Source organism: Methylobacterium sp. WSM2598 (assembly GCF_000379105.1).
Taxonomy (GTDB): domain Bacteria; phylum Pseudomonadota; class Alphaproteobacteria; order Rhizobiales; family Beijerinckiaceae; genus Methylobacterium.
In genome coordinates, this window is record NZ_KB900609.1 from 2,694,021 (window position 1) to 2,716,612 (window position 22,592).

A 22,592-nucleotide genomic window follows, 5' to 3' on the forward strand; every position below is an offset into this window, starting at 1 on the left:
CCCCCGCCCGCGCGGCCGCATCCTGGTGGACCAAGCTTGCGCGGGGATGGGTTTCGCCGCCGGCGGCGGGTCGCGCCGCCACGGGCCGGTTATGCCCGAGCCACCCGGGCCGGCAAGTCCCGAGAAGCCAAGTCCCGGCAAGGCAAGTCCCGGGAAAGCAAGTCAGGACGAGGCCAATCCCGATGCGGCCGCGACGTCATCGGCGCTGCTGGCGCAGCACGAAGCCGATCACCTCGGCGACCGCCTTGTAGTGCTCGGTCGGGATCGCCTGGTCGATCTCGACGGTGGCGTGGAGGGCGCGGGCGAGCGGCGGGTTCTCGACCACCGGGACGCCGTTCTCGGCGGCGAGCGCGCGGATGCGAAGCGCCAGCACGTCGACGCCCTTGGCGACGCAGACCGGGGCGGCCATGCCGGTCTCGTACAGGAGGGCGACGGCGAAGTGGGTCGGGTTGGCGACCACCACGGTGGCGCCCGGCACCGCCGCCATCATGCGCTTCTTGGCGCGGGTGGCGCGGATGCGGCGCAGCCGCGCCTTCACCTCGGGGCTGCCCTCGCTCTCCTTCATCTCCTCCTTGATCTCGGCCTTGGTCATGCGCAGGCGGGCGCGCCAGCGCAGGCGCTGATAGGCCGCGTCGCCGAGCGCGATCACCAGGTAGGCCGCCAGGATGCCGGCCATCAGCCGCAGCACCAGGGCGAGGGTCGCGGGCAGCAGGGCGGAGGGTTCGAGCCGCGCGAGCGCGTCGAGCCGGTCGCGGTCGCCCCAGAGCACCAGCGCCGCCACCGTGCCGACGAGGGCGACCTTGAGGATGCCCTTGCCGAACTGGAACCACGCTTCCGGGCCGAACAGGCGCTTGAGGCCCGCGGCCGGGGAGACGCGCTCCCACTTGGCCCCGAGGGTCTCGGTGGTCCAGACGAGGGGATGCTGCAGGAGCCCGCCGGCCAGCGCCGCCGCGACGGCCGCGCCCACCGGAGCCGCCAGCGCGAGGGCGAGGGCGGCGAGCGCCCGGCGGGCCAGGGCCGCGTAGCCGGCCGCGTCGCCCGGCACCTGGTGCAGGCCGGCGAGGAGGTCGCGCAGCTCGACCGCGAGGCCGCGGGCGATGCTCCCGGCGCCGACCAGGAGCACGAGGGTGAAGCCGCCGAGGAGGAGGAGCGTGTTGATCTCGGTGCTGGTGGCGACGTCGCCGCGCTTGATGGCGTCGTCGAGCCGCTTCTGGGTCGGCTCCTCGGTGCGGTCCTCCTGCTCGCCCTCGCCCGCCACTCAGGGCCTCCCGATCTCGCCGAGCCAGCGCCCGAGATCCTCCACGAACACGCCCATGACCACGCCGAGGCTGGCGAGCAGCACCGCCATGCCGATCAGGATCGAGGCCGGGGTGGCGACGAAGAAGACCTGCATCTGCGGCATCAGCCGCGACAGCACGCCCAGGCCGAGGTTGAACAGGATGCCGAAGGCGATGAAGGGCGCGGCGATCTGGACCGCGAGGGCGAAGCCGCGGGCGACGGCCCGGATGGCGAAGGCCGCCGCGTCGCCGGTGGCCGGTACGCCGATGGGGGGCATCAGCGCGTAGCTGTCGCGGATGCCCGCGATGGCGAGGTGGTGGAGATCGGCCGCGAGGACGAGCGTGATGCCGAGCATCGTCAGGAAGCTGCCGAGCGTCGCCTGCTGGCCCGAGGTGGTCGGGTCGACGGTCATCGCGTAGGCGAGGCCGAGCTGCTGGGCGACGATCGTGCCGGTGGTCTGCAGGGCGGCGAGCACCGCCCGCACGCTGAGGCCGAGGACGAGCCCGACCGCGATCTCGCCGATCAGCACGCCGATGAGCGCGGGCCCCGTCCCCGCCTGCTGCGGCAGGAGCGGGCGCACGAAGGGGAACAGGACCAGGGCGACGAGGAGCGCGAAGGCGAGCCGCAGGCGCGGCGCCACCACGGTCTCGCCGATCCCCGGCATCAGCATCACGAGGGTGCCGACCCGGGCGAAGGTCAGGAGATAGGCGGCGGCGAGGCCGGGCAGCAGCAGGTTCACGCGGGGGCGCCCCGGGGCTCACCCGCCCGCGGCGATGCGGGCGGCGATCCGGCCCATGTAGCCCGCCAGGGCGTCGCCCATGAAGGGGAGCATCAGCAGCATGGCGGCGAAGACCGCGACGATCTTGGGCACGTAGATCAGGGTCTGCTCCTGGATCTGCGTGAGCGCCTGGAGCAGCGACACGGCGAGCCCGACCACGAGGGCGATCATCATCAGGGGACCGGCCACCTTCAGGAAGGTGACGATCCCGTCGCGGGCGATGTCGAGGATGGCGAGGCCGGTCATGGGAGGTTCGGGAGCCGGGAGGTTCGGGAGCCGGGAGGGACGCGAGGGCGGCGGGGCCGGAGGGGAGAGCGGTTCTCCCGCGCGCCTTTCGCTCGCGCCGCCCAAAATAGAAACTTGCTATGCCAGCGTGCAAAACTCTGATCGCATGCACGCTCAGGTTTCATCCGTGAGGGACGGCGAAGCCGGTGCGCAACTCATGACACCGGTCATCTCTCATGACCGGCGGTGCTCTCGAATTTTCGCCAAGCCTTCGGCTTCGAATAGAAAATTCGAGACGGACCAACGGCTCGATGCGTCGGCATCCTGAGCCGTTGGGATCAGATCTGCATCCGCATGATGTCCTCGTAGGCGGAGATCACCCGGTCGCGCACCGCGACGAGGGTCTGGAGCGCGGTCTCGCTCTCGGCCACCGCCGTCACCACGTCGACGACGTCGGCCTTGCCGGCACCGACCGCCATCATCTGCTGCTCGCCGCGCTTGCCCGCCGCCTCGACCCCGTCGATCGCCGAGGCGACGAGCTGGCCGAAGCCGGCCTCCGGCGCCGCGGGCTTCGCGGCGGGATTCGCCCGGCCGAGGTTCTGGATCGCCGCGTAGGCACCGGCCGCGAAGGCGTTGGTGGGCATGGGATCAGACCTTCAGGATGTCGATGGTGCGGGAGATCATGCGGCGGGCCGCCGTGACCACGTTCAGGTTCGCCTCGTAGCTGCGCTGGGCCTCGCGCATGTCCACGGTCTCGACGAGCAGGTTGACGTTGGGCAGCTGCACGTCCCCCTTGGCATCCGCCACCGGGTTGCCGGGATCGTGCTTGGTGCGGAACGGGGCTTGGTCGCGGCGGACCCGGCCGAGATCGACCACGCGCGCGTCGAGCTCCCGGTCGAGGCGGTCGGCGAAGGTCGGGACCTTGCGGCGGTAGGGTTCGGCGCCGGCGCGGGTCGGCTCGGAATCCGCGTTGGCGATGTTCTCGGAGATCACCCGCATCCGCCCGGACTGCGCCCGAAGCCCCGATGCCGCGATGCCGATCGCTTTCATGAAGTCCATGCTGCGCCTCCGCCCGACTCGCCCGCGCCCGGGCCCGCGCTACTTGCCGACCGCATTGCGGAGGAGCTGCAGGCTCTTCTGGTAGAGCGAGGCCGCGAGTTGATAATCCGCCTGGTTGTCCGCGGCCTTGAGCATCTCGTCCTCGAGGCTGACGGCATTGCCGCTCGGCACGACGTCGAAGCGGGTGCGGGTACGGTCCTCCGACGGGGTGAAGCCCGTCCCCGCCATGTGCAGCGGGCTCGTGCGCTCCACCCCGATGCCGGGCAGGCCGGAGGCCGCGACGCTGCCGTCCGGCTGGAAGACCGGCGCGCGCAGGTCGCGCGCCTTGAAGCCCGGCGTGTTGGCATTCGCGACGTTCTCCGCCAGGACCTTCTGGCGCGTCTGGTGCCATTGCATGCGGTTGCGCAGCATGCTGACGAGGGGGAGATCGGCGACTGGCACGGGCGGCCCCAGCTTCGGTCGGCAAAATCTGCCGGGCACATGGTTAAGAGGCGGTTAAGCATGCGCGCGGCCGCGGCGGCTCCGCCTGCCGTCGGGTCGCCAAACCCTTCATGAAGTTGTTAAGAGGTCTTAACGTGGCCTGCGCGGCGGGAACGCCCGCGTGGTAGAACCCCTTCGTATCGCGTCGGTGCCCCGGCACCTCACCTGTGAGAGACCGTGCATTGCTCTCCTCGCTCCTCGGGCCGGACAGTTCGCCCTTGATCTCCTACCTGATCGTGTTCCTGGTCATGGTGGTGCTTCTCAGCGCCTTCGCGTTCGGCGCGAAGCGCTTCGCCCGCGGGCGCCTGAACCTGAGCAACGGAGGGGCGCAGCGCGGCCGCCAGCCGCGGCTCGGCATCGTCGACATCTACGAACTCGACCGCCAGCGGCAGCTGATCCTGTTGCGCCGCGACAACACCGAGCACCTGCTTCTGGTCGGCGGCCCCAACGACGTGGTGGTGGAACGCAACATCGTGCGGGTGGCGGGCGCGCGGCTGCCGGCCGACCTCGCCGAGCGGGCCGAGCCCGCCCCCGAGCCGCCCCTCGCCCTTCCCGCCGAGGCGGAACCTGCCACGCTGCCCCCGCCGCTGCCGCCCTTCCCGGAAGCCCCCTTCCCGGTGCCGCCGCCCGCCCCGGTCGCGACCCAGCCGGAGCCGGCCTTCGCCTTCCCGCCGTTCCCGCCCCGGGCACCCGAACCGCCCACCGAGCCGCCGCCCGCGCTGCAGCCCGAGGCCGCGCCGCGCCCGGCCGTGCCGCCGCGGCCGGGGCCGGGGCCGCGGCTGAATGCGAGCCGGCGCGTCGAGCCGCCGAGTCTGCGCGCCGGCCGGCAGACGCCGCCGCCCCTCGACATGCCGCCCCGCATCGTCGAACCGCCGGCCGTCCCGGCACAGGCCGCTCCGGCGCAGGCCGCTCCGGCCCCGGCGGGCACGCGCGGGGCCGAGCCGCGGGTCGTCGACGCGGCCATCCTGAACGACATGGCCCGCCAGCTTGAGGAGGCGCTCCGCCGGCCCTCCTCGGCCGTCGCCCCGTCCCGGCCGGCCGCCCCCGTGATGAGCCGCCCGACCGAGCCCGAGCCCGTCGCGCCCGTGATCCCGGCGCCGCCGCCGCCGCCCGAGCCGGCGCCCCCGCCCCCACCCCCCGTCCCGGAGCCGGTCCCGGAGGCCGCCGCACCGCCACCGCATCATCCGGAGCCGGAGCCCCCACCGCCGGAGCCCGTGCACGAGCCGATTCCGGAGCCCGCGCCGGAGCCCGAGCCCGTGCCCGAGCCCATGCCCGAGCCCATGCCCGAGCCCGTGCCCCCGGCTCCGCTGGCCGAGCACGGGCCCGAGCCCGCGGCGGGGCACGCGCCGGCGCATGAGCCCGCGCCCCCCGCGCCCGAACCGGTCCCGCCACCGCCGGAGCCGGAACCCGAGCCCGAGCCGCCGCCTCCCCCGCCTCCGGCCCCGGAGCCCGAACCCGAGCCCAAGAAGGCGGCCCCGAACCCGTTCTCCGTGGAGGAGATCGAGGCCGAGTTCGCCCGGCTGCTCGGTCGCCCGCTCGATCGGCGCTGACCCCGCGGGGCGTCCGGCGCTGTGGCCCTCCCGCCGCGCCGGCCGAGAAGCGCGGCCGCGGGAGCGGCGCGGCCTTGCGCGCGGCGCGCGCCGCGCGCCAGGGTGCGGGCATGGGCCTTCCGACTGCGCCAGAGCGCTCGCCGCCGAACCGGATCCCGCTGCGGCGCGTGATCGCGCGACGAATCACGGACCGGCGCGCGGCGAGCTGGGCCGCCGCGAGATGGGCCGTGCGGGGCCGGCGGGCGGCCCTGCTCGCCGGGCTCGGCCTGCTCGGCTCCGCGACGGCGGGGCTCGCCCAGAGCGTGACCGTCGATCTCGGCCCAAGCGGCGGCGTGACCGAGCGGGCGCTCCAGCTCGTCGCCCTCATCACGGTCCTGGCCCTCGCGCCCTCGGTGCTGGTGATGGCGACCGCCTTCACCCGCATCGTCGTGGTGCTGTCGATCCTGCGCTCGGCGCTCGGCACGCAGACGGCGCCGCCCAACGCGGTCATCGTCAGCCTCGCCCTGTTCCTCACCGCCTTCGTGATGGCGCCGACCGCCCGGGAGGCCTACCGGACCGGGATCGAGCCGCTGGTCGCCGGGCAGATCAGCCAGAGCCAGGCCTTCGAGCGGGCCTCCCAGCCCTTCAAGGCCTTCATGCTGCGCTCGGTGCGGGAGAAGGACCTGCGGCTGTTCCTCGACCTGTCGAACGCGCCGCGGCCCGCCACGCCGGAGGCGGTGGGGCTGGAGATCCTCACCCCGGCCTTCATGATCTCGGAGCTCCGGCGCGCCTTCGAGATCGGCTTCCTGCTCTTCATCCCGTTCCTGATCATCGACCTCGTGGTCGCCTCGGTGCTGATGTCGGTGGGCATGATGATGCTGCCGCCCGCCACCGTGGCCCTGCCCTTCAAGCTGATCTTCTTCGTGCTGGTCGACGGCTGGACCCTGGTCGCGGGCTCGCTGGTGCAGAGCTACGGCGGCTGAGGCCGACCGGGCGGGTGCGGCTCAGCCGGGCGGCGCCCCGCCGGCCCGGCGCGCCTCCGGCCCGGGCTCGGCCGCCGGCCGCCCGCGCTCGGGCACGGCGCTCTCGGGGTAGCGCGCCCGGTAGGCGCGCAGGAACGAGGTCAGGGTCTCGGCGCTGATCACGCGGCCGGCCGCCTCCCGGAAGGCGGCGCCGCGGATCGCGTTCGGGGCCGAGACCAGCGCGAAGGTGCGGGCATCGGGGCTCTCGGCCATCTTGGGCATGAACTTCGCCCGCAGGCGGTCGAGGCTCAGCCCCTCCTCGGCGAGGGCGTAGGCGATGGCGGCCCGCATGACGTTGGTTCGCTCGGCCTCGCCGAGCGGCCCGGCCTCGCGCCAGCGGGTGCCGGCCAGGGCCTCGTGCGCCTCGCCGGCCTCGCGCCAGCGCCGCGCCCCCCACAGGATGTCGGCGCGCAGCTGCGCGACCTCCCCGCCCTCCAGGCCCTCGACGAGTTCGAGGGCGAGGTCGGTGCGCGACAGGTCCGAGAGGGCGCGGGCCTCGAGCAGGATGCGGGCCTCGCGCAGCCGCGCGGGCAGTTCCGGCAGGCGGGTGGCCTGGAGCACCTGCAGGGCGAGGAGCGGCTTCTCGTCCATAAGGCGGATGCTGGCGAGGCGGGCGGCGACGGTCGCCCGCGCGGCGCCGGTGAGGCGCTTGTCGACTTGGTACTGGAGGAGGTCGGCGGCCGCGTCGAGGAGGTCGAGGGCGACCAGCCGGTCGGCGAGCCCGCGCACGATCTCGTCGCCCTGGCGCCCGAGCGGGGTGAATTCCTTGAAGTCGTAGTAGAGGGCGAGGGCCTCGACCCGCCCGAGCTTGGCGCCCTTGTCGGTCAGGAACAGGTCGGCGAACAGCCCGACCGTGTCCTGGTGCAGGCTCCGGGTCGCCGGGTGCTCGGGGAACAGGCGGGTGGCCTTGCGGGCGGTGGCGAAGGCGTCGCGCCAGCGCCCGGCCTCCGCGTAGGCGCGGCTGAGCCGGGCCAGGGTCTCGGCCTCGATCCGGTCCCCGTGCCAGAGCAGGGCCAGCCGTTCCAGGCGGGCGAGGATCTCCTCCCGGGGCACCGCCCCGCCCGCCTGGGCGAGGTCGATGAAGCGCAAAGCCGCCTCGGCGGCCACCGGCGGCGCGCCGCCGTCGATCAGGCGCTGGTACTCGCCGCGCGCCATCGCCTCCTGCCCGATCTGCTCGGTGAGCCGGGCGCGCAGCAGCGCGACCTGATCCCGGGCCAGGGGCGCGTCGCCGAGGGACGCGGCGGCCGCGATCATGCGCTGGGCGTAGGTGAGGTCGCGGGCATCGAGGGCGAGGGAGGCGGCGGCGAGCAGGACCGGCAGCCGCAGCTCGTCCGGGTAGGCCTCCGCCACCGGCATCGTGGATTTCAGGGCGGCGAGCACCGCCGGACCGGCGACGCGGCCGCCGCGCGCGTCGAGCATGGCCCGCCACAGGCGGATCTCCGGATCGCGCACCAGCTTGGCATCGCCCAGGATCTCGGCCGCCCGCGCGTCCCGCCCCAGCCGGAAGGCCGCGATGGCGGAGAGGATCCGGGCGCCGCGGTCGAGGGCCACCACCGCGTCCTCGCGGCCCGCGAAGGCGAGCACCGCGCCGGCCTCCGCGTCGAGGCCGTTCGCCAGGAGCACCCGGGCGAGGTCGAGCCGCGCGGGCGAGCGGCGGGGTCGGTCCGCCGCCGCCGCGGCCTGCTGCGCCGCCCGGATGCGGGCGAGCACGTCGCCGGAGCGGTCGATGCGCCAGCGGTCGGCCTGCACGGCGAGGCCGTCCGGGGAGAGCGGCGGGCCGGCCTCGGCCGGGTCGGGGGCGATCGGGCTGACCGCGAGCCCGCCTGCCCGGGAGATCACCACCTCGGCGAGGCCGGGGCGGACCACGAGGTCGTCGGCGAGCGCCAGCACGGCGACGCCCTGGCGGCTCGGCAGCAGCTCGAAATCGACGAAGCGGGCCCGCTTGGGCACCCCGGCGAGGAGCGGCCCCCGCGCCGTGACGACGGCCACGCGCTCGCCGTTGCGCGTGAGCCAGAACACCGAGCCGGCCTGGGCGAGCGGCACGGTCACGGCCGGCCTCCCGGCCCCGTCCGCGCCGCGCTGGGGCCCGAGCAGGTCGCCGGGCGGCAGGCTGCCGTCGCCGAGGACGAGCGTCCAGCCGGTCCCTTCGGCGGCGAGCTGGGCGATGATGCCGGGTTCGAGGGCGAGGCGCAGCACCGCGTAGGCGCCGTCCTGCCGCGGCGCCTCGGCGAGCCGGGCCGGGAAACCGGGCGGCAGCGCCGCCGGGTCGAGGCGCACCGGGCCGGGCGTCTCGAAGACCAGGGTGGCGATGCCGCCCCGCTCGAACAGGGACGCGGGCGGGCGCGCCGCGAACGGGAAGGCGATCCGGGCCGTCTCGCCGCTGCGGGCGACGCGTCCCTCGACGGGCCCCGCGGGACGCGGGTCCGGGACGGGGGCGGCCTCGGCCGCGGCGGGTGCCTCGCGCGCCGGGTCCTCCCGCACGGGATTCTCGCGCACGGGATTCTCGCGCGCCGGGGCCTCGCGCGTCAGGTCGATCCGGCCCGGATTGTCCCGCACCAGCTCGCCTGGCGGCGTCTCGGTCCGGGCGGCGGGCCGGGCGGGGCCGGGCGCCTCCGCGCGGGCGGCGGCCGGCTCGGGCGCCTCCGGATCCGCGGCCTTGCGCAGGTCGATCGTGTAGCCGTCCTCGTCCCGGTAGCCCTCGCCCTCGTAGCCCGGGGCGAGGGTCAGGGCGAGGCGGGCCCGGTCGGGGCCGGCCTCGGCGGTCAGGCCCTCGGCGGCTGGCCTCAGGCGGATGCGCGCGTCGCTCGGCGCGACCGTGTAGGCGCCCGGGAGGGCGAGCTCCAGGATGCGGCCGCGCTGCTCCAGCTCCGCCGGCGCCCCTCGCGGGAGCCGCACGGTCAGCCGGTGCAGGGTCGGGAGTTCGGCGGTCTCCAGGCGCAGCGGCTGCGGCGGCCGGGCCGCGAGCGCCTCCCGGCGCAGGCGCGCCTCCGCCTCCTCCGCGCGCTTGGCGAGGTCGGCCACCACCTCGGGGGGCAGACCCGGCGGCAGGCCGGTCCAGGTCTCGGGCAGGAGGTCGACGAAGACCTTCTCGGCCGCCTCCAGCACGTTGACGCCGAAGGGGCGCTGCAGGGCGATGCGCAGGCCGCTGCCGTCCGGGTCGCGGCGCATCTGGCCGACGTAGCCGGGCAACTCGGCGGCCAGGCGGTCGCGCAGCCCGCCGCCCGCCGGCTCGCGGAAGCGGATGACCAGGATGCTGCCCGAGACCTTGGCGGTGACCTTGACGGTCTGGTCGAAGGTGAGGGCGATGCGGCCGAAATTGCGCTGCTCGCTCCCCGCCACGGCGACGAGCTTCGCCGCCGCCGCTCCGGCCGTGCCGAGGAGCAGCGTCGCGAGCGCCATGAGGAGCCGCGCCCCGCACCGGCCTGTGCCCGTCCGACCCATCTCCACACGATTCCCCGAGCGGCCAGCCACCGTGTCACGGCAGGGCTAACGGGGGTTTAAGCGCGGGCGACCCGCAGCGGACGTCCACGCGCGCCGGGGAGCCGCCGCCCGTCGCCGCTCACGCGCCCACGGCGATCCTGGCCTCGACGCCGACCAGGCGCGCGAGGCCGCGCAGGCGGCTGACCAGGCGGTCGCTCGCCAGCGCCCGCAGATCCTCCGGCAGGTGCAGCACCAGGGCGCCGTCGCGCAGGAGGAGCGGCGTGCGCGGCAGCACCCCCTCCATCGCCACCGAGATCGGGAAGGCGACCCGCAGGGCCGCGCCGAGGAGCCGCGCCAGCTCGAACAGCCGCCCGCCCGCCAACTGGCGCAGGGTCGGGCTCGCCTTCTCGGGCGCCACGCCCTCGTGGCGGAAGAACACCGCCACCGCCAGGTAGGCCCGGCCCGGATGATCGATCGCCACGAAGGAGCCGTGCGCGATCAGGTTGAGGCTCTGCTCGCCGCGGTAATCCGGATGGGTGCGCCAGCCGATATCGGCGAGCAGGCAGGCGGCGTGGCGCAGGCGCCGCTCGTCGGAGGTCTCCGGCCGGTCGAGGCTCGCCATGAAGGCGTCGGTCCAGGCCTGGAGCTCGGCGCCGTGGCCCGGGCAGCGGGCGCGCAGGCGGTTGAGCTCCTCGGCGGCCGCCAGGAGCGGGTCGAGGGCGCGCTGCGCCGGATCGAGCAGTTCGTAGAGCAGCCCCTCGCGCACGCCCGTCGCCGAGACGGCGATCTCCCGCGGGCGCCCGCTGCGGATGATCTCCTCCAGCACCACCGCCCCGTAGGCGAGGAGCGGGCGGCGCGCCTCCGAGACGCTCTCGACGGCGGCGAGCGTCGCCGCGTCGACCCGCTCCACCACCTCCAGGAAGCTCAGCTCGTCGGCCGGGGCGATCGTGTAGCCGTGCATGACGTGCAGCGGGTAGCCGCGGGTGGCCTGGTGCAGGCGGGCGAGGGCCCGCCAGGTGCCGCCCACCGCGTAGAAGGTGCGCCCGCGCAGGGTCTCGAGCTGCGGCGCGGCCCGCTTGAGGGTGTCGGCCGCGAGCCTGCGCGCCTTCTTGAGGGAGCCGCCGCTGAGGTCCTGCAGGGCGAGCCCGCCGAGCGGCGTCGTCACGCCCTGGCCGACCGCGACGCCCCGCACGTCGACGAGTTCGAGGGAGCCGCCGCCGAGGTCCCCCACCACCCCGTCGGGCGCGTAGAAGCCCGAGACCACGCCCAATGCCGAGAGTTCCGCCTCCCGGCGGCCCGACAGAAGCTCGATCGGCTGGCCGATCGCCTCCTCGGCGGCGCGCAGGAAGTCGGGGCCGTTCTCCGCGTCGCGGGCCGCCGCGGTGGCGAGCACGTGGATGCGCCCGACCCGAATCGTGCGGCAGAGTTCGCGGAAGCGCGCCAGCGCCTGGAGGGCGCGGCGGATGCCGTCCTCGTGCAGGCGCCCCGTCGTGGCCACGGCGCGGCCCAGACCGCACATCGCCTTCTCATTGTAGAGCGGCGTCGGCGCCCGCGAGAGCCCCGAATAGGCCACGAGGCGCACCGAGTTGGAGCCGATATCGACGATCGCGACCGGCTCTCCGGGCGCGATCTCGGCCACGGCGGCGCTCGGCGGGACGGGTGCGGTCGTGTGCGCGTCCATGGAATTCCTCGCGGCGTCGGCGCCGGGCGGCTGCGGCGGGGCGCAACGCCGTGTCGTTGCGGCAGCTTATGACCGGAAGCAGCCCACCTGTCAGCCACCCTGGCCGCGCCGGCTCAGCGCCCGCGGACTCGACTTCTTCGACGCCTTGCCGCGCCCGGAGAGGCTCGGATTCGTCATGAAATAGCTGTGCGCGTTGAAGGGTTCCTCGCCCGAGGCGGGCTGGATGCGCTCGCTCGCCCCGGAGGCCAGCACCCGCCAGCTCTGCTGGTTGTCGAGGAGATTGGCCAGCATGATCTGGTCGAGAACCTGCTGGTGCACGGTGGGGTTGAGGATCGGCAGCAGGGCCTCGACGCGGCGGTCGAGGTTGCGGCTCATCAGGTCGGCCGAGGAGATGTAGAGCTTGGCCTTGGGATTCGGCAGCCCGACGCCGTTGCCGAAGGCGTAGATGCGCCCGTGCTCCAGGAACCGCCCGACGATCGACTTCACCCGGATGTTCTCGGAGAGGCCCGGCACGCCGGGCCGGAGGCAGCAGATCCCGCGCACCACGCAGTCGATCTGCACCCCGGCCTGGCTCGCGTCGTAGAGGGCGTCGATCACCGGCGCGTCGACGAGGGAGTTGCACTTGATCCAGATCGAGGCCGGGCGCCCGGCCCTGGCGTGCTCGATCTCCTCCTCGATGTGCTTGAGGAGGCGCGCCTTGAGGGCGAGCGGCGAGACCGCCATGCGCTCCAGCTCAGCGGGCTCGGCGTAGCCGGTGATGAAGTTGAAGATCCGCGAGACGTCCCGGGCGATCACCGGGTCGGCGGTGAAGAAGGACAGGTCGGTGTAGATCCGGGCCGTGATCGGGTGGTAGTTGCCGGTGCCGACGTGGCAGTAGGTGACGAGCCGGTCGCCCTCGCGGCGGACCACCATCGACAGCTTGGCGTGGGTCTTCAGCTCGATGAAGCCGAACACCACCTGCGCGCCGGCCTTCTCCAGGTTGCGCGCCCAGCGGATATTGGCCTCCTCGTCGAAGCGGGCCTTGAGCTCGACGAGGGCGGTCACCGACTTGCCGGCCTCGGCGGCCTCGGCCAGCGCCGCCACGATGGGCGAGTTCGAGGAGGTGCGGTAGAGCGTCTGCTTGATCGCCACCACGTTCGGGTCGCGGGCGGCCTGGGCCAGGAACTGCACCACCGCGTCGAAGGACTCGTAGGGGTGGTGGACCACGAAGTCCTTCTGGCGGATGGCCGCGAAGCAGTCGCCGCCGCTCTCGCGGATGCGCTCGGGGAAGCGCGGGTTGTAGGGCTTGAACTTCAGGTCGGGCCGGTCGATCGAGACGATCTGCGACAGCTCGTTGAGGGCGAGCATGCCCTCGACCAGGAATACCCCGTCGGCCGGGATCTCCAGCTCGTCGGCCACGAAAGCGCGCAAATCCTCCGGCATGCTCGCCTCGACCTCGAGGCGGATGACGACGCCGCGGCGGCGCTGCTTGAGCGCGGTCTCGAAGTGGCGGACGAGGTCCTCGGCCTCCTCCTCGATCTCGAGATCCGAGTCGCGCACCACCCGGAAGCCGCCCTGGCCCTTGACGAGGTAGCCCGGGAACAGCCGGCTCGTGAACAGCACGATCACCTGCTCGACGGCGATGAAGCGGGACGCGCCGGTGCCGGCCGGGTCGGGCAGCCGCACGAAGCGCTCGACCACGGCCGGCAGGCGGATCAGCGCCCGCAGCAACCGCCCGTCCCGGGGCCGCACCAGCATCAGCGCGAGGGTCGAGCCGAGATTCGGGATGAACGGGAAGGGATGGGCCGGGTCGATGGCGAGCGGCGTCAGCACCGGGAAGATGTGCTGCAGGAAGTACTCCTCCAGCCAGGTCGCCTCCTCGGCCGAGAGCCCCATCCCCTCGACCAGTTCGATGCCGTGGGCCTGCAATTCCTCGCGCAGCTCGCGCCAGCGCCGCTGCTGGTCGCGGGCGAGTTCCGACACCTCGGCGGCGATGCGGGCGAGCTGCTCGGAGGGGGTCAGCCCGTCCTGCGACGGGGTGGCGACGCCGGCGCGGACCTGATCGTGCAGGCCGGCGACCCGGACCATGAAGAACTCGTCGAGGTTGTTGGCCGAGATCGACAGGAAGCGCAGCTGCTCCAGCAACGGGTGGCCCGTATTGGAGGCCTCCTCCAGCACCCGCCGGTTGAACTGGAGCCACGACAATTCGCGGTTGACGAAGCGGGCCGGCTCCCTGCGCAGGGCCCGTCCCGCCGCGACCGCCTTGTCGATCGGCCGGGCCCCGTGCGCCGGGGTCTCGGGCCGCGGCCCGACCGCGTCCGGGGCTTCGATCACCTTGGCGTGGGCGACGGGTTCGATCACGGCGGGAGCCTCCTCGGGGCTGGGACGGGTGGCGGCTTGCCTGGGGCCGGTGCGCGGCCTGACAGCGCGGTCTGACATCTCGATGAAACCTCAGGGGCTCTCCTCGCCGGCGGCCGCGTCGAGGGCGGCCAGGGTCGCGAGCGCGAGCGGGCGGGTGATGCGCCGTCCGCGGCTCAACCCCTCGTGGTCGAGGGCGGCGACGACGTCGCGGGCGCGGCCGAGGGAGCGGTCGATGCGCAGCGCGAGGGCGTCGACGACGCTGGTATCGACCACGAGCTGGCGGTCGACGAAGAGCTTGACCAGCACCGCCCGCAGCAGGGCCTCGTCCGGCGGCGCGAGGCCGAGGGTGGGGGCGAGCCGCAGGCGCGAGCGCAGGTCGGGCGTGGCGAGGCCCCAGCCCTCGACCGGGCCGCTGCCGGTGACGACGAGGCCGCGCCCGCGCTCGCGGGCGAGGTTGAGGAGGTGGAACAGGGCGGGCTCGTCGCGCCCGGACGGCCTGTCCGCATCCTCGACCACGAGGGCCGGCTCTCCGGCGAGGTCCGGCAGGGCGGCCCGCGTCACGGCGCCGGCCGCCACGATGCGGGCCCCGGCCCGCTCGGCCCAGATCGCCGCGAGGTGGCTCTTGCCGCTGCCCGGGGGACCGGTGAGGACGAGGACCGGGTCGGGCCAGTCGGGCCAGGCCTCGATCCGCGCGTAGGCGTCCTCGTTGCTCGGGCCGACCAGGAAATCCTCGGGGCCGAAGCGGGGATCGAGGGGCAGGTCGAGGGCGAGCTGGCGCGGAGCCTCCGGCATCAGGCGCGGCTCCGCGCGTCGTGGTCCGCCGGCGGCCGCGCCGCGGCCGGCAGCGGCGCCGGCGCCAGCGGGAGCGCCGCCGGCAGCGGCGCCTCGCCCCAGTAGAGGCTGCTCTCCAGGTAGCGCCGCACCGCGAACCGCGCGACGACGCCGAGCGCCGCGGCGATCGGCACGGCGAGCAGCAGGCCGAGGAAGCCGAACAGCGAGCCGAAGGCGAGGAGCGCGAACATCAGCCAGACCGGGTGCAGGCGCACCGCGTCGCCGACGAGCTTGGGCTGCAGCACGTTGCCCTCCATGAACTGGCCGACCAGGAACACCCCGAGCGTGGCCAGGATCCAGGGCCAGTCCGGCCAGAACTGCACCACCGCGACCCCGGTCGAGAGCAGGAAGCCGGTGAGCGAGCCCACGTAGGGGATGAAGGTGAGGAAGCCGGCGAGCAGCCCGATCAGCACGCCGAAATTGAGCCCGATCAGGAACAGGCCGAGCGCGTAGAAGGTGCCGAGCAGGAGGCAGACCAGGCTCTGGCCGCGGATGAAGCTGGTGATCGCCCGGTCGATGTCGCGGGCGATGAGGCGCACGGTGTCCCGGTGGCGGGGCGGCACCCAGCCGTCGAGGGTGGCGGTCATGCGGTCCCAGTCGATCAGGAGGTAGAAGGCGACGACGGGCGTGACGACGAGGAGCGACAGGATCCCGACGACGGCCTGGCTCCCCGACCAGAGGGAGCCGGCGAGGTTGACGAGGAAGCTGCCGGCCTGCCCGACGAGGCGCCCGACCGAGGCCTGCAGGTCCTGGAGCGTGCCCGCCCCGCCCGCCCGCTCGAGAAGCGGCCCGGCATTCTCGGCGATGATCGCCTGGATCCGCGAGACCACCCCGGGCAGGGCGGCGGCGAGCGCGCCGATCTGGCGGGCGGCGAGGGGCACCGCGATGATCAGCGCCAGCAGCAGCCCGAGCACGAACACCGCCAGGATCAAGAAGGTGGCGGAAAGCCGCCCGATCCCGAGCCGCTCCAGCCGGTCGGCGACCGGGTCGAGCACGTAGGCGAGGGCCGCGCCGGCCACGAAGGGCACCAGCACGTCCCGCAGCTCGTAGAGCAGGACGACCACGACCGCGAGCACGGCGAGCCCGATCGTGGCGCGGCGCTGGAGCATTCCCGGTTCCCGTGGCGGCGCGTCCCCGCCGCCCGGCGCAGATAGGGATGCGGCCTCCCCAGGGTCAAGCCGCTGCTGCGGGCGGGTCACGGCGCCTCCTCCCGGCTCATGTGCCGCATCCAGAGGAGGCCGTAGACCAGCACGGAGGCCGCCGCCAGGGCGGCGACGAGGATCGCCGCCAGGGTCTCGGCCGGGTGGGGCGGCGCCCCGAAGGCGCGCAGGGCCAGGAGCCCCCCGGCGAAGACGATCTGCAGCGCGGTGTTGAGCTTGCCGATCAGGAGCGGGCGGATCGCCATGCGCCGGTCGAGGAGCCACGCGAGCAGGATCGCCCCCAGCACCATGACGTCGCGCGAGACGATCACGATGGCGAGCCACGCGGGCACCGCGCCGACCACCGCGAGGGCGACGAAGATCGAGACCAGCAGCGCCTTGTCGGCCAGCGCGTCCAGGTAGGCGCCGAGTTGGCTCTTCATGTTGAAGCGGCGGGCGACGTAGCCGTCGACCGCGTCCGAGAGGCCCGCCAGCGCGAAGCCCGCGAAGGCGAGCGCCCAAGCCCCCTGCCCGATCATCGCGATCACGAAGGGGACCAGGACGAGGCGGCCGAGGGTGATCAGGTTGGGGATCGTCATGCGGGGCGGTCGATCTCTCCGTCCCGCCATGGTGTCAGAAGCCGCGCGCCGCCTCCACCCGGCGACTCGCACCCGGCGACCCGCACCCGGCGACTCGCCGCCCGCGCCGGAAGCGGCTACACGGGGCGGCAGCGCAAAGCCGAAGGGTTCACGGGTGATGGCGGGCGAGAACGGGCTGACCTATGCCGCAGCGGGCGTCGACATCGACGCGGGCAACGCCATGGTCGAGGCGATCAAGCCGCTGGTGCGCTCGACCCGCCGCCCCGGCGCGGATGCGGAGATCGGCGGCTTCGGCGGCCTGTTCGACCTCAAGGCCGCGGGCTTCTCCGACCCGATCCTGGTCGCGGCCAACGACGGCGTCGGCACCAAGGTCAAGATCGCGATCGAGACCGGGCGCCACGACACGATCGGGATCGACCTCGTGGCGATGTGCGTCAACGACATCGTGGTGCAGGGGGCCGAGCCCCTGTTCTTCCTCGACTACTACGCCACGGGCAAGCTGGTGCCGGGGGTGGGCGCGGCGATCGTGACGGGCATCGCCGAGGGCTGCCGGCAGGCGGGCTGCGCGCTGATCGGCGGCGAGACCGCCGAGATGCCCGGCCTCTACGACGGGTCCGACTACGACCTCGCGGGCTTCGCGGTCGGCGCGGCCGAGCGCGGGGCGCTGCTGCCGGCCGACGGCATCGCCCCCGGCGACCTCGTGCTCGGGCTCCCCTCCTCGGGCGTGCACTCGAACGGCTTCTCGCTGGTGCGCCGGATCGTCTCGGCCTCGGGCCTGCCCTGGGACGCGCCCGCGCCCTTCGCGCCGGGCCGGAGCCTCGGCGAGGCGCTGCTGACCCCGACCCGGATCTACGTGCGCCCGCTCCTCGCGGCGCTGCGGGCGACCGGCCGCGGGGCGATCAAGGCGCTCGCCCACATCACGGGCGGGGGCTTCCCCGACAACCTTCCCCGGGTGCTGCCGGAGGCGGTCGGCATCGCCCTCGACCTCGACGCGGTGGCGGTGCCGCCGGTCTTCGGCTGGCTCGCCCGCACCGGCGGCGTCGCGGTGCCGGAGATGCTGCGCACCTTCAATTGCGGCATCGGCATGGTGGTGGTGGTGGCGCCGGAGCGGATCGAGGCCGTCGAGGCGGCGCTCCGCGCGGCCGGCGAGGCGCCGGTCCGGCTCGGGACGGTCACGCCCCGGGGCGAGGCCCCCGTCAGCTTCGCGGGCAGGCTCGGCCTGTGACGGCGCGCCCCCGCACCGCGATCCTGATCTCGGGGCGCGGCTCCAACATGGTCTCGCTGCTGCGGGCGGCGGAGGATCCGGCCTATCCGGCGCAATTCGTGCTCGCGGCCTCGAACCGGCCCGACGCGCCCGGCCTCGCCCACGCGGCGGCGGCCGGCCTCGCGACGCTCGCCCTCGACCACCGGGCCCATCCGGACCGGGCGGGCTTCGACGCCGCCCTCGACGCGGGGCTGCGCGCCCACGGGATCGAGCTCGTGGTGCTGGCGGGCTTCATGCGCGTGCTGACCCCCGGCTTCGTCGAGGCCTGGGCGGGCCGGATGGTCAACATCCATCCCTCCCTGCTGCCGCTCTTCCGCGGCACACACACCCACGCGCAGGCGCTGGCGGCCGGGGTGCGGCTCCACGGCTGCACGGTGCATTTCGTGGTGCCCGAACTCGATGCGGGCCCGATCATCGCGCAGGCCGCCGTGCCGGTGCGCCCGGACGACGACGCCGACAGCCTCGCGGCCCGGGTCCTGGTGCAGGAGCACCGGCTCTACCCGGCGGCGGTCGCGCTCGTCGCCGCGGGCCGGGCGCGGCTCGACGGCGACCGGGTGGCGTTCGCGCAGGGGAGCGCCCCGCCCGAGGGGGCGCTGCTGTCGCTGGCATCCTGAAGGGTCGCGGCGCGGGACCGGGCGGCCGACCCGGTCGCGCCCCCGCCGCGGCCGGCCCCTCAGCGGGCGCCCAGCACCTCCCGCATCGCGGCGAGCAGGAGGCCGAGATCCTCCTCGCCGATGGTGAGGCAGGGGGTGAGGTAGACGATGTCGCCGAAGGGCCGCACCCAGACGCCCCGCTCCAGGAAGGCGGCCTTGAGGCCCGCGAGGTCGAGGGGCGGCGCGAGCTGCACCGCCCCGATCGCCCCCAGCACCCGCACGTCCACGATGCCGGGCCGGCCCCGCAGCGGGGCGAGCCCCTCCTCCAGCCGCGCCGCCAGGGCCCGCGCCTGGGCGAGGCGGGGCTCGCGGGCGAAGAGGTCGAGGCTCGCATTCGCCGCCGCGCAGGCGAGCGGGTTCGCCATGAAGGTCGGCCCGTGCATCAGCGCGGCGGCGGGATCGTCGGACCAGAAGGCGGAGAAGATCTCGGTGGTCGCCACCGTGGCGGCGAGCGGCATCGTGCCGCCCGTGAGCGCCTTCGAGAGGCAGATCAGGTCCGGCACCACCCCCGCCTGCTCGCAGGCGAACAGGCTGCCGGTGCGGCCGAAGCCGGTGAAGACCTCGTCCAGGATCAGGATCAGGCCGTGGCGGCGAGCGAGCCGCGCGATCCGCGCCAGCACCTCGGGCGGATGCATGCGCATGCCGCCGGCCCCCTGCACCAGCGGCTCCACGATCACCCCGGCGAGCCCGTCGCGGTGGCGCGCCAGCCCGGCATCGAGGGCGGCCTCCCGCGCGCGCGTGTCGGGGAGGTCGAAGAAGACCTGCTCGGGCAGGTAGCGGCCGAAGCGGCGATGCATCCCCTCCTCGGGGTCGCAGACCGACATCGCCCCCATCGTGTCGCCGTGATAGCCGCCCCGGAAGGCGGCGAAGCGGGAGCGGCCCGCGACGCCGCGGTTGAGCCAGACCTGGGCCGCCGCCTTCAGGGCGACTTCGACCGCCACCGAGCCCGAATCCGAGAAGAAGACGTGGTCGAGATCCCCCGGCAGGAGGCCGGCGAGGCGCCGCGCCAGGGTCTCGGCCGGGGCGTGGGTCAGGCCGCCGAACATCACGTGCGGCATCGCGTCGAGCTGCGCGGCCACCGCCCGGGCAATCTCCGGGTGGTTGTAGCCGTGGCAGGCCGTCCACCAGGAGGCGATGCCGTCGACCAGGGAGCGGCCGTCCTCGAGCAGGATGCGGCTGCCCTGCGTGCGGGCGGCCCGCAGGGGCGGGGCGGCCGTCTTCATCTGCGTGTAGGGGCGCCAGAGGGCGTGGTCGCGGGGCTCGCTCATGCGGCCAGTCGGCGCGCGGGCGCGCCGGTGTCAAGCGGCGCGATCGCGGCCCGCGAGATCGAGGCTCCAGGTCTCGCCGACGAGGTCCCGCCCGAAGGAGCGGTGCGGCGCCCGCTCGGCGAGGCGGAACCCCGCCCGCTCGTAGAGGCGCCGGGCCGGGGCGAGCACGTCGTTCGTCCACAGCGTCACTTGGCGGTAGCCCGCGCCGCGCGCGAAGGCGAGGCAGGTCTCGACGAGCCGCCGGCCGGTGCCCGAGCCCCGCGCCGCCGCCTCGACGTAGAGGAGCCGCAGCTTCGCCACCGCCTCCGATTGCCGGACCAGGAAGACGCTGCCGACCGGCGAGCCGCCGCTCTCCGCCACCCAGCCGCCCTCGCGGGCGGGATCGTGCCCCGCCACGAAACCCGCGAGGATGCCCGCGACGAGGCCCTCGAAGCTGTCGTCGAAGCCGTATTCCTCGGCGTAGAGGCGGCCCTGGCGGTGGATGATCCAGCCGGTATCGCCCGCCCGGAAGGGGCGGATCGCCACCGGAGCGGGGGCCGGGGCCGGGGTGAGGAGGCCCTGGACCCGCTCCATCGCCCGCACCAGCTCCGCCCGGTCCGGCGGCGCGAGCCGCGCCAGCATCGCCTCGACCTCGCCCCGCGAGGCCGCGTCGAGGGGGGCGAAGGCCGCCCGCCCGGCCGCCGTCAGCGTCAGTTCGTGGCGCCGCGCGTCGCGCGCCGAGGGCGTCCTGGCGACGAGGCCCCGGGCGGCGAAGCGCTTGAGCAGGCGGCTGAGATAGCCCGCGTCGAGGCCGAGATCCTGGCCGAGCTCCGCCGCATTGGGCCGGTCGCGATGCGCCAGTTCGTAGAGCACCCGCGCCTCGGTGAGCGAGTAGGGGCTGCGGTGCAGGCCCTCGTCGAGGAGGCCGATCTGGCGCGTGTAGAAGCGGTTGAACGCGCGCACCGCGGCGACCGCGTCGGATGGGGGCTCTGCCATGGCTCCTCCTGAACGCGCGGAGCTTGGCGCGATCAGTTGACCAAGTCAATTAATTCGAGGCGGGCGCCGCGGCGTACCGGCGCGGCGGCCGCACCGGCCGAGGCGGCCGTCCGGCCCCGTCCCGGCAGGCGCGCGGTCGGTCGCAGATTCGTCCGGCTTGACACCCTGCCGGCCGCGGGCCCACAGCCCCGCCATGCCGGTTCCTCCCACCCCCAGCCTCGACGCCTTCGCGGCCGCCAAGCTCGCCGGGCTCGACGCGGCGGGCCTGCGCCGCCGCCTCGTGCCGACCGCCCGCACCGGCGGCGCCCGGGCCGAGCGGGACGGCCGGGCGGTCGTCTCCTTCTCCTGCAACGACTATCTGGGCCTCGCGACCCATCCCGAGGTGGTGGCCGCGGCGCACGCCGCCCTCGACCGCTACGGGGCGGGCAGCGGCGGCTCGCGCCTCGTCACCGGGAGCCACCCGATCCTCGCCGAACTCGAAGCGGCCCTCGCCGCCCGGAAGGGCCACGAGGCGGCGCTGGTCTTCGGCAGCGGCTACCTCGCCAATCTGGGCGTCACCCCGGCCCTCGTCGGGGCGGGCGACCTGATCCTGATCGACGAACTCGGCCATTCCTGCATGTGGGCGGGGACGCGCCTCGCGGGCGCCCGCGCCCTGCCCTTCCGCCACAACGACCTCGGCCACCTCGAGGACCTGCTGGCGCGCGAGCGCGCGCGCGCGCGCCGCGCGCTCATCCTCACCGAGCGGGTCTTCTCGATGGACGGCGACCGCGCCCCGGTCGCGGAGATCCTCGGCCTCGCCCGCGCCTTCGACGCCTGGACCCTGGTCGACGACGCGCACGGGCTCGGCGTCGTCGGGCCGGACGCGACCGCGCCGCTGGAGATGGGCACCCTGTCGAAGGCGCTCGGCAGCTACGGCGGCTATCTCTGCGCCTCGCGGCCGGCGATCGACCTCCTGACCTCGCGGGCGCGCAGCTTCGTCTACACGACCGGCCTGCCCCCGGCCTCCGCGGCCGCGGCCCTGGCCGCCCTCCGGCTGATCGAGGCCGAGCCGGCCCGCGCCGCCCGGCCGCTCGCGCTCGCCCGCCGCTTCACCGCCCGGCTCGGCCTGCCGGAGGCGCAGAGCGCCGTCGTGCCCGTCCTCGTCGGCGAGGCCGAGGCCGCGCTCGCCCTGTCGCGGGCGCTGGAGGCGCGGGGCTTCCTGGTGGTGGCGATCCGGCCCCCGACCGTGCCGCCCGGCACCGCCCGCCTGCGCGTCGCCTTCTCGGCGGCGCACGAGGAGGCGGAGGTCGACGCCCTGGCCCAGGCCCTCCTCGATCTCGGGGCCGCGGCGTGAGCGCCCTGTTCGTCGCGGGCGCCGGCACCGAGATCGGCAAGACCTACGTCACCGCGGCGCTGACCCGGGCGCTGCGGCAGGACGGCCGGCGCGTCCTCGCCCTCAAGCCCGTCGCGAGCGGCGTGCCGCCCCTCGCCGATCCGGATTTCGCGGAGAGCGACACGGCCCGGCTCCTGGCGGCCCAGGACCTGCCGGTGACGCCCGAGACCGTGGCGGCCACGACGCCCTGGCGCTTCGCCGCGCCCCTGGCGCCGGACCTCGCGGCCGCCCGCGAGGGCCGCCGCCTCGCCCTCGACGACCTCGCGGCGTGGTGCCGGACCGCGATCGCGGCGGCCGCGCCGGGGACGGCCGTGCTCGTCGAGGGCGTCGGCGGGCTGATGAGCCCGCTCACCGCGGAGGCGACGGGCCTCGCCTGGCTGAAGGCCCTCGGGCTCCCGACGCTCCTCGTGTCCGGCAGCTATCTCGGGGCGATCAGCCACGCGCTCACCGCGGTCGAGACCCTGCGCCACCACGCGGTCGCGCTGCGGGCCGTGGTGGTGAGCGAGACGCCAGGGGCCCCGACCCCGCCCGAGACCGTCGCGGAGGCGATCGGCCGGCACGCGGGCGCGCGGGTGCTCTGCGTGCGGCGCGGCGGCGGCTTCCCGGCCGAGGGGCTCTCGGTGGTGCCGGGCTGATCCGGAGGTCCGCTGACCGGTGCGGCCTCGCAGCGGGGCGTGGC

At 75.0% G+C, this 22,592-nt stretch carries 20 protein-coding genes; 6 read left to right on the forward strand and 14 right to left on the reverse strand.

The window, feature by feature from the left end:
* Positions 1-196: 196 nt before the first annotated feature.
* The 6 genes from MET2598_RS0112580 to flgB form a co-directional block, all read right to left on the reverse strand.
* Positions 197-1,258, reverse strand: a complete 1,062-nt coding sequence (locus MET2598_RS0112580) for an EscU/YscU/HrcU family type III secretion system export apparatus switch protein (protein ID WP_018261068.1) — start codon at positions 1,256-1,258, stop codon at positions 197-199.
* Positions 1,259-2,017 carry a flagellar biosynthetic protein FliR gene (gene fliR / locus MET2598_RS0112585; RefSeq protein WP_012334862.1) on the reverse strand — a complete coding sequence of 253 codons (759 nt, stop codon included), beginning with the start codon at positions 2,015-2,017 and terminating at the stop codon, positions 1,259-1,261.
* Between the two features lie 18 nt (positions 2,018-2,035).
* A complete protein-coding gene (gene fliQ / locus MET2598_RS0112590; protein WP_012334863.1) occupies positions 2,036-2,302 on the reverse strand; it encodes a flagellar biosynthesis protein FliQ in 267 nt (88 codons plus the stop codon).
* A 317-nt stretch (positions 2,303-2,619) separates the two neighbouring features.
* On the reverse strand, positions 2,620-2,925 hold the full coding sequence (locus tag MET2598_RS0112595; protein ID WP_018261069.1) for a flagellar hook-basal body complex protein FliE: 306 nt from the start codon (positions 2,923-2,925) through the stop codon (positions 2,620-2,622).
* A gap of 4 nt (positions 2,926-2,929) precedes the next feature.
* Positions 2,930-3,340 (reverse strand): flagellar basal body rod protein FlgC, encoded by a 411-nt coding sequence (flgC, locus tag MET2598_RS0112600; RefSeq protein WP_018261070.1) that lies wholly within the window; start codon positions 3,338-3,340, stop codon positions 2,930-2,932.
* Positions 3,341-3,379: 39 nt separating this feature from the next.
* Positions 3,380-3,781, reverse strand: a complete 402-nt coding sequence (flgB, locus tag MET2598_RS0112605) for a flagellar basal body rod protein FlgB (protein ID WP_026190689.1) — start codon at positions 3,779-3,781, stop codon at positions 3,380-3,382.
* A 257-nt stretch (positions 3,782-4,038) separates the two neighbouring features.
* On the opposite strand from flgB, the gene MET2598_RS0112610 reads away from it, so the two are divergent.
* The gene (locus MET2598_RS0112610) at positions 4,039-5,370 is read left to right on the forward strand and encodes a hypothetical protein (protein ID WP_198293013.1); all 1,332 of its coding nucleotides are present in this window, start codon (positions 4,039-4,041) and stop codon (positions 5,368-5,370) included.
* A gap of 110 nt (positions 5,371-5,480) precedes the next feature.
* Positions 5,481-6,332: a flagellar type III secretion system pore protein FliP gene (gene fliP, locus MET2598_RS0112615; RefSeq protein WP_012334868.1), complete on the forward strand. Its 852-nt coding sequence runs from the start codon at positions 5,481-5,483 to the stop codon at positions 6,330-6,332.
* 21 nt (positions 6,333-6,353) lie between these two features.
* On the opposite strand, the gene MET2598_RS0112620 is transcribed toward fliP, so the two are convergent.
* The 6 genes from MET2598_RS0112620 to MET2598_RS0112645 all read right to left on the reverse strand — a co-directional run bounded on the left by MET2598_RS0112620 (position 6,354) and on the right by MET2598_RS0112645 (position 16,381).
* On the reverse strand, positions 6,354-9,770 hold the full coding sequence (locus tag MET2598_RS0112620) for a hypothetical protein (RefSeq protein ID WP_018261074.1): 3,417 nt from the start codon (positions 9,768-9,770) through the stop codon (positions 6,354-6,356).
* A 160-nt stretch (positions 9,771-9,930) separates the two neighbouring features.
* Complete coding sequence (gene ppx / locus MET2598_RS0112625) at positions 9,931-11,472, reverse strand: exopolyphosphatase (protein WP_012334870.1); 1,542 nt, start codon at positions 11,470-11,472, stop codon at positions 9,931-9,933.
* A gap of 90 nt (positions 11,473-11,562) precedes the next feature.
* Complete coding sequence (locus tag MET2598_RS0112630) at positions 11,563-13,812, reverse strand: RNA degradosome polyphosphate kinase (RefSeq protein ID WP_018261075.1); 2,250 nt, start codon at positions 13,810-13,812, stop codon at positions 11,563-11,565.
* 90 nt (positions 13,813-13,902) lie between these two features.
* The gene (locus MET2598_RS0112635; protein ID WP_018261076.1) at positions 13,903-14,604 is read right to left on the reverse strand and encodes a chromosomal replication initiator protein DnaA; all 702 of its coding nucleotides are present in this window, start codon (positions 14,602-14,604) and stop codon (positions 13,903-13,905) included.
* Complete coding sequence (locus MET2598_RS0112640) at positions 14,604-15,752, reverse strand: AI-2E family transporter (RefSeq protein ID WP_018261077.1); 1,149 nt, start codon at positions 15,750-15,752, stop codon at positions 14,604-14,606. Before MET2598_RS0112640 ends, MET2598_RS0112635 begins: the two co-directional genes overlap by 1 nt.
* Before the next feature lie 86 nt (positions 15,753-15,838).
* Positions 15,839-16,381, reverse strand: coding sequence for a CDP-alcohol phosphatidyltransferase family protein (locus MET2598_RS0112645; protein ID WP_018261078.1), 543 nt, complete (start codon positions 16,379-16,381; stop codon positions 15,839-15,841).
* Between the two features lie 157 nt (positions 16,382-16,538).
* Here MET2598_RS0112645 and purM point away from each other — a divergent pair, with 157 nt between their 5' ends.
* Positions 16,539-17,606 (forward strand): phosphoribosylformylglycinamidine cyclo-ligase, encoded by a 1,068-nt coding sequence (purM, locus tag MET2598_RS0112650; RefSeq protein WP_018261079.1) that lies wholly within the window; start codon positions 16,539-16,541, stop codon positions 17,604-17,606.
* The gene (purN, locus tag MET2598_RS0112655; RefSeq protein ID WP_012334876.1) at positions 17,603-18,259 is read left to right on the forward strand and encodes a phosphoribosylglycinamide formyltransferase; all 657 of its coding nucleotides are present in this window, start codon (positions 17,603-17,605) and stop codon (positions 18,257-18,259) included. Before purM ends, purN begins: the two co-directional genes overlap by 4 nt.
* Positions 18,260-18,318: 59 nt before the next feature.
* Here purN and MET2598_RS0112660 read toward each other — a convergent pair whose 3' ends face one another.
* Together MET2598_RS0112660 and MET2598_RS0112665 are read right to left on the reverse strand one after the other, a co-directional pair.
* Positions 18,319-19,566 carry an adenosylmethionine--8-amino-7-oxononanoate transaminase gene (locus MET2598_RS0112660; protein WP_012334877.1) on the reverse strand — a complete coding sequence of 416 codons (1,248 nt, stop codon included), beginning with the start codon at positions 19,564-19,566 and terminating at the stop codon, positions 18,319-18,321.
* Positions 19,567-19,596: 30 nt separating this feature from the next.
* Positions 19,597-20,541: a bifunctional helix-turn-helix transcriptional regulator/GNAT family N-acetyltransferase gene (locus tag MET2598_RS0112665; protein ID WP_018261080.1), complete on the reverse strand. Its 945-nt coding sequence runs from the start codon at positions 20,539-20,541 to the stop codon at positions 19,597-19,599.
* A gap of 193 nt (positions 20,542-20,734) precedes the next feature.
* Between MET2598_RS0112665 and MET2598_RS0112670 the strand changes: the two genes are divergently transcribed.
* Positions 20,735-21,874: an aminotransferase class I/II-fold pyridoxal phosphate-dependent enzyme gene (locus tag MET2598_RS0112670; protein ID WP_018261081.1), complete on the forward strand. Its 1,140-nt coding sequence runs from the start codon at positions 20,735-20,737 to the stop codon at positions 21,872-21,874.
* The gene (gene bioD / locus MET2598_RS0112675; protein WP_018261082.1) at positions 21,871-22,548 is read left to right on the forward strand and encodes a dethiobiotin synthase; all 678 of its coding nucleotides are present in this window, start codon (positions 21,871-21,873) and stop codon (positions 22,546-22,548) included. The genes MET2598_RS0112670 and bioD overlap by 4 nt, the downstream gene beginning before the upstream one ends.
* Positions 22,549-22,592 lie beyond the last annotated feature (44 nt).

Excerpts from the sequence above, each read along its gene's own strand:
- fliQ (WP_012334863.1), bottom strand. The coding sequence starts at position 2,302 with ATGACCGGCCTCGCCATCCTCGACATCGCCCGCGACGGGATCGTCACC.
- purM (WP_018261079.1), top strand. The coding sequence starts at position 16,539 with ATGGCGGGCGAGAACGGGCTGACCTATGCCGCAGCGGGCGTCGACATC.
- fliP (WP_012334868.1), top strand. The coding sequence starts at position 5,481 with ATGGGCCTTCCGACTGCGCCAGAGCGCTCGCCGCCGAACCGGATCCCG.
- MET2598_RS0112645 (WP_018261078.1), bottom strand. The coding sequence starts at position 16,381 with ATGACGATCCCCAACCTGATCACCCTCGGCCGCCTCGTCCTGGTCCCC.
- MET2598_RS0112670 (WP_018261081.1), top strand. The coding sequence starts at position 20,735 with ATGCCGGTTCCTCCCACCCCCAGCCTCGACGCCTTCGCGGCCGCCAAG.
- MET2598_RS0112595 (WP_018261069.1), bottom strand. The coding sequence starts at position 2,925 with ATGCCCACCAACGCCTTCGCGGCCGGTGCCTACGCGGCGATCCAGAAC.
- MET2598_RS0112665 (WP_018261080.1), bottom strand. The coding sequence starts at position 20,541 with ATGGCAGAGCCCCCATCCGACGCGGTCGCCGCGGTGCGCGCGTTCAAC.
- flgC (WP_018261070.1), bottom strand. The coding sequence starts at position 3,340 with ATGGACTTCATGAAAGCGATCGGCATCGCGGCATCGGGGCTTCGGGCG.
- ppx (WP_012334870.1), bottom strand. The coding sequence starts at position 11,472 with ATGGACGCGCACACGACCGCACCCGTCCCGCCGAGCGCCGCCGTGGCC.
- MET2598_RS0112620 (WP_018261074.1), bottom strand. The coding sequence starts at position 9,770 with ATGGCGCTCGCGACGCTGCTCCTCGGCACGGCCGGAGCGGCGGCGGCG.
- MET2598_RS0112660 (WP_012334877.1), bottom strand. The coding sequence starts at position 19,566 with ATGAGCGAGCCCCGCGACCACGCCCTCTGGCGCCCCTACACGCAGATG.
- MET2598_RS0112640 (WP_018261077.1), bottom strand. The coding sequence starts at position 15,752 with ATGCTCCAGCGCCGCGCCACGATCGGGCTCGCCGTGCTCGCGGTCGTG.
- MET2598_RS0112635 (WP_018261076.1), bottom strand. The coding sequence starts at position 14,604 with ATGCCGGAGGCTCCGCGCCAGCTCGCCCTCGACCTGCCCCTCGATCCC.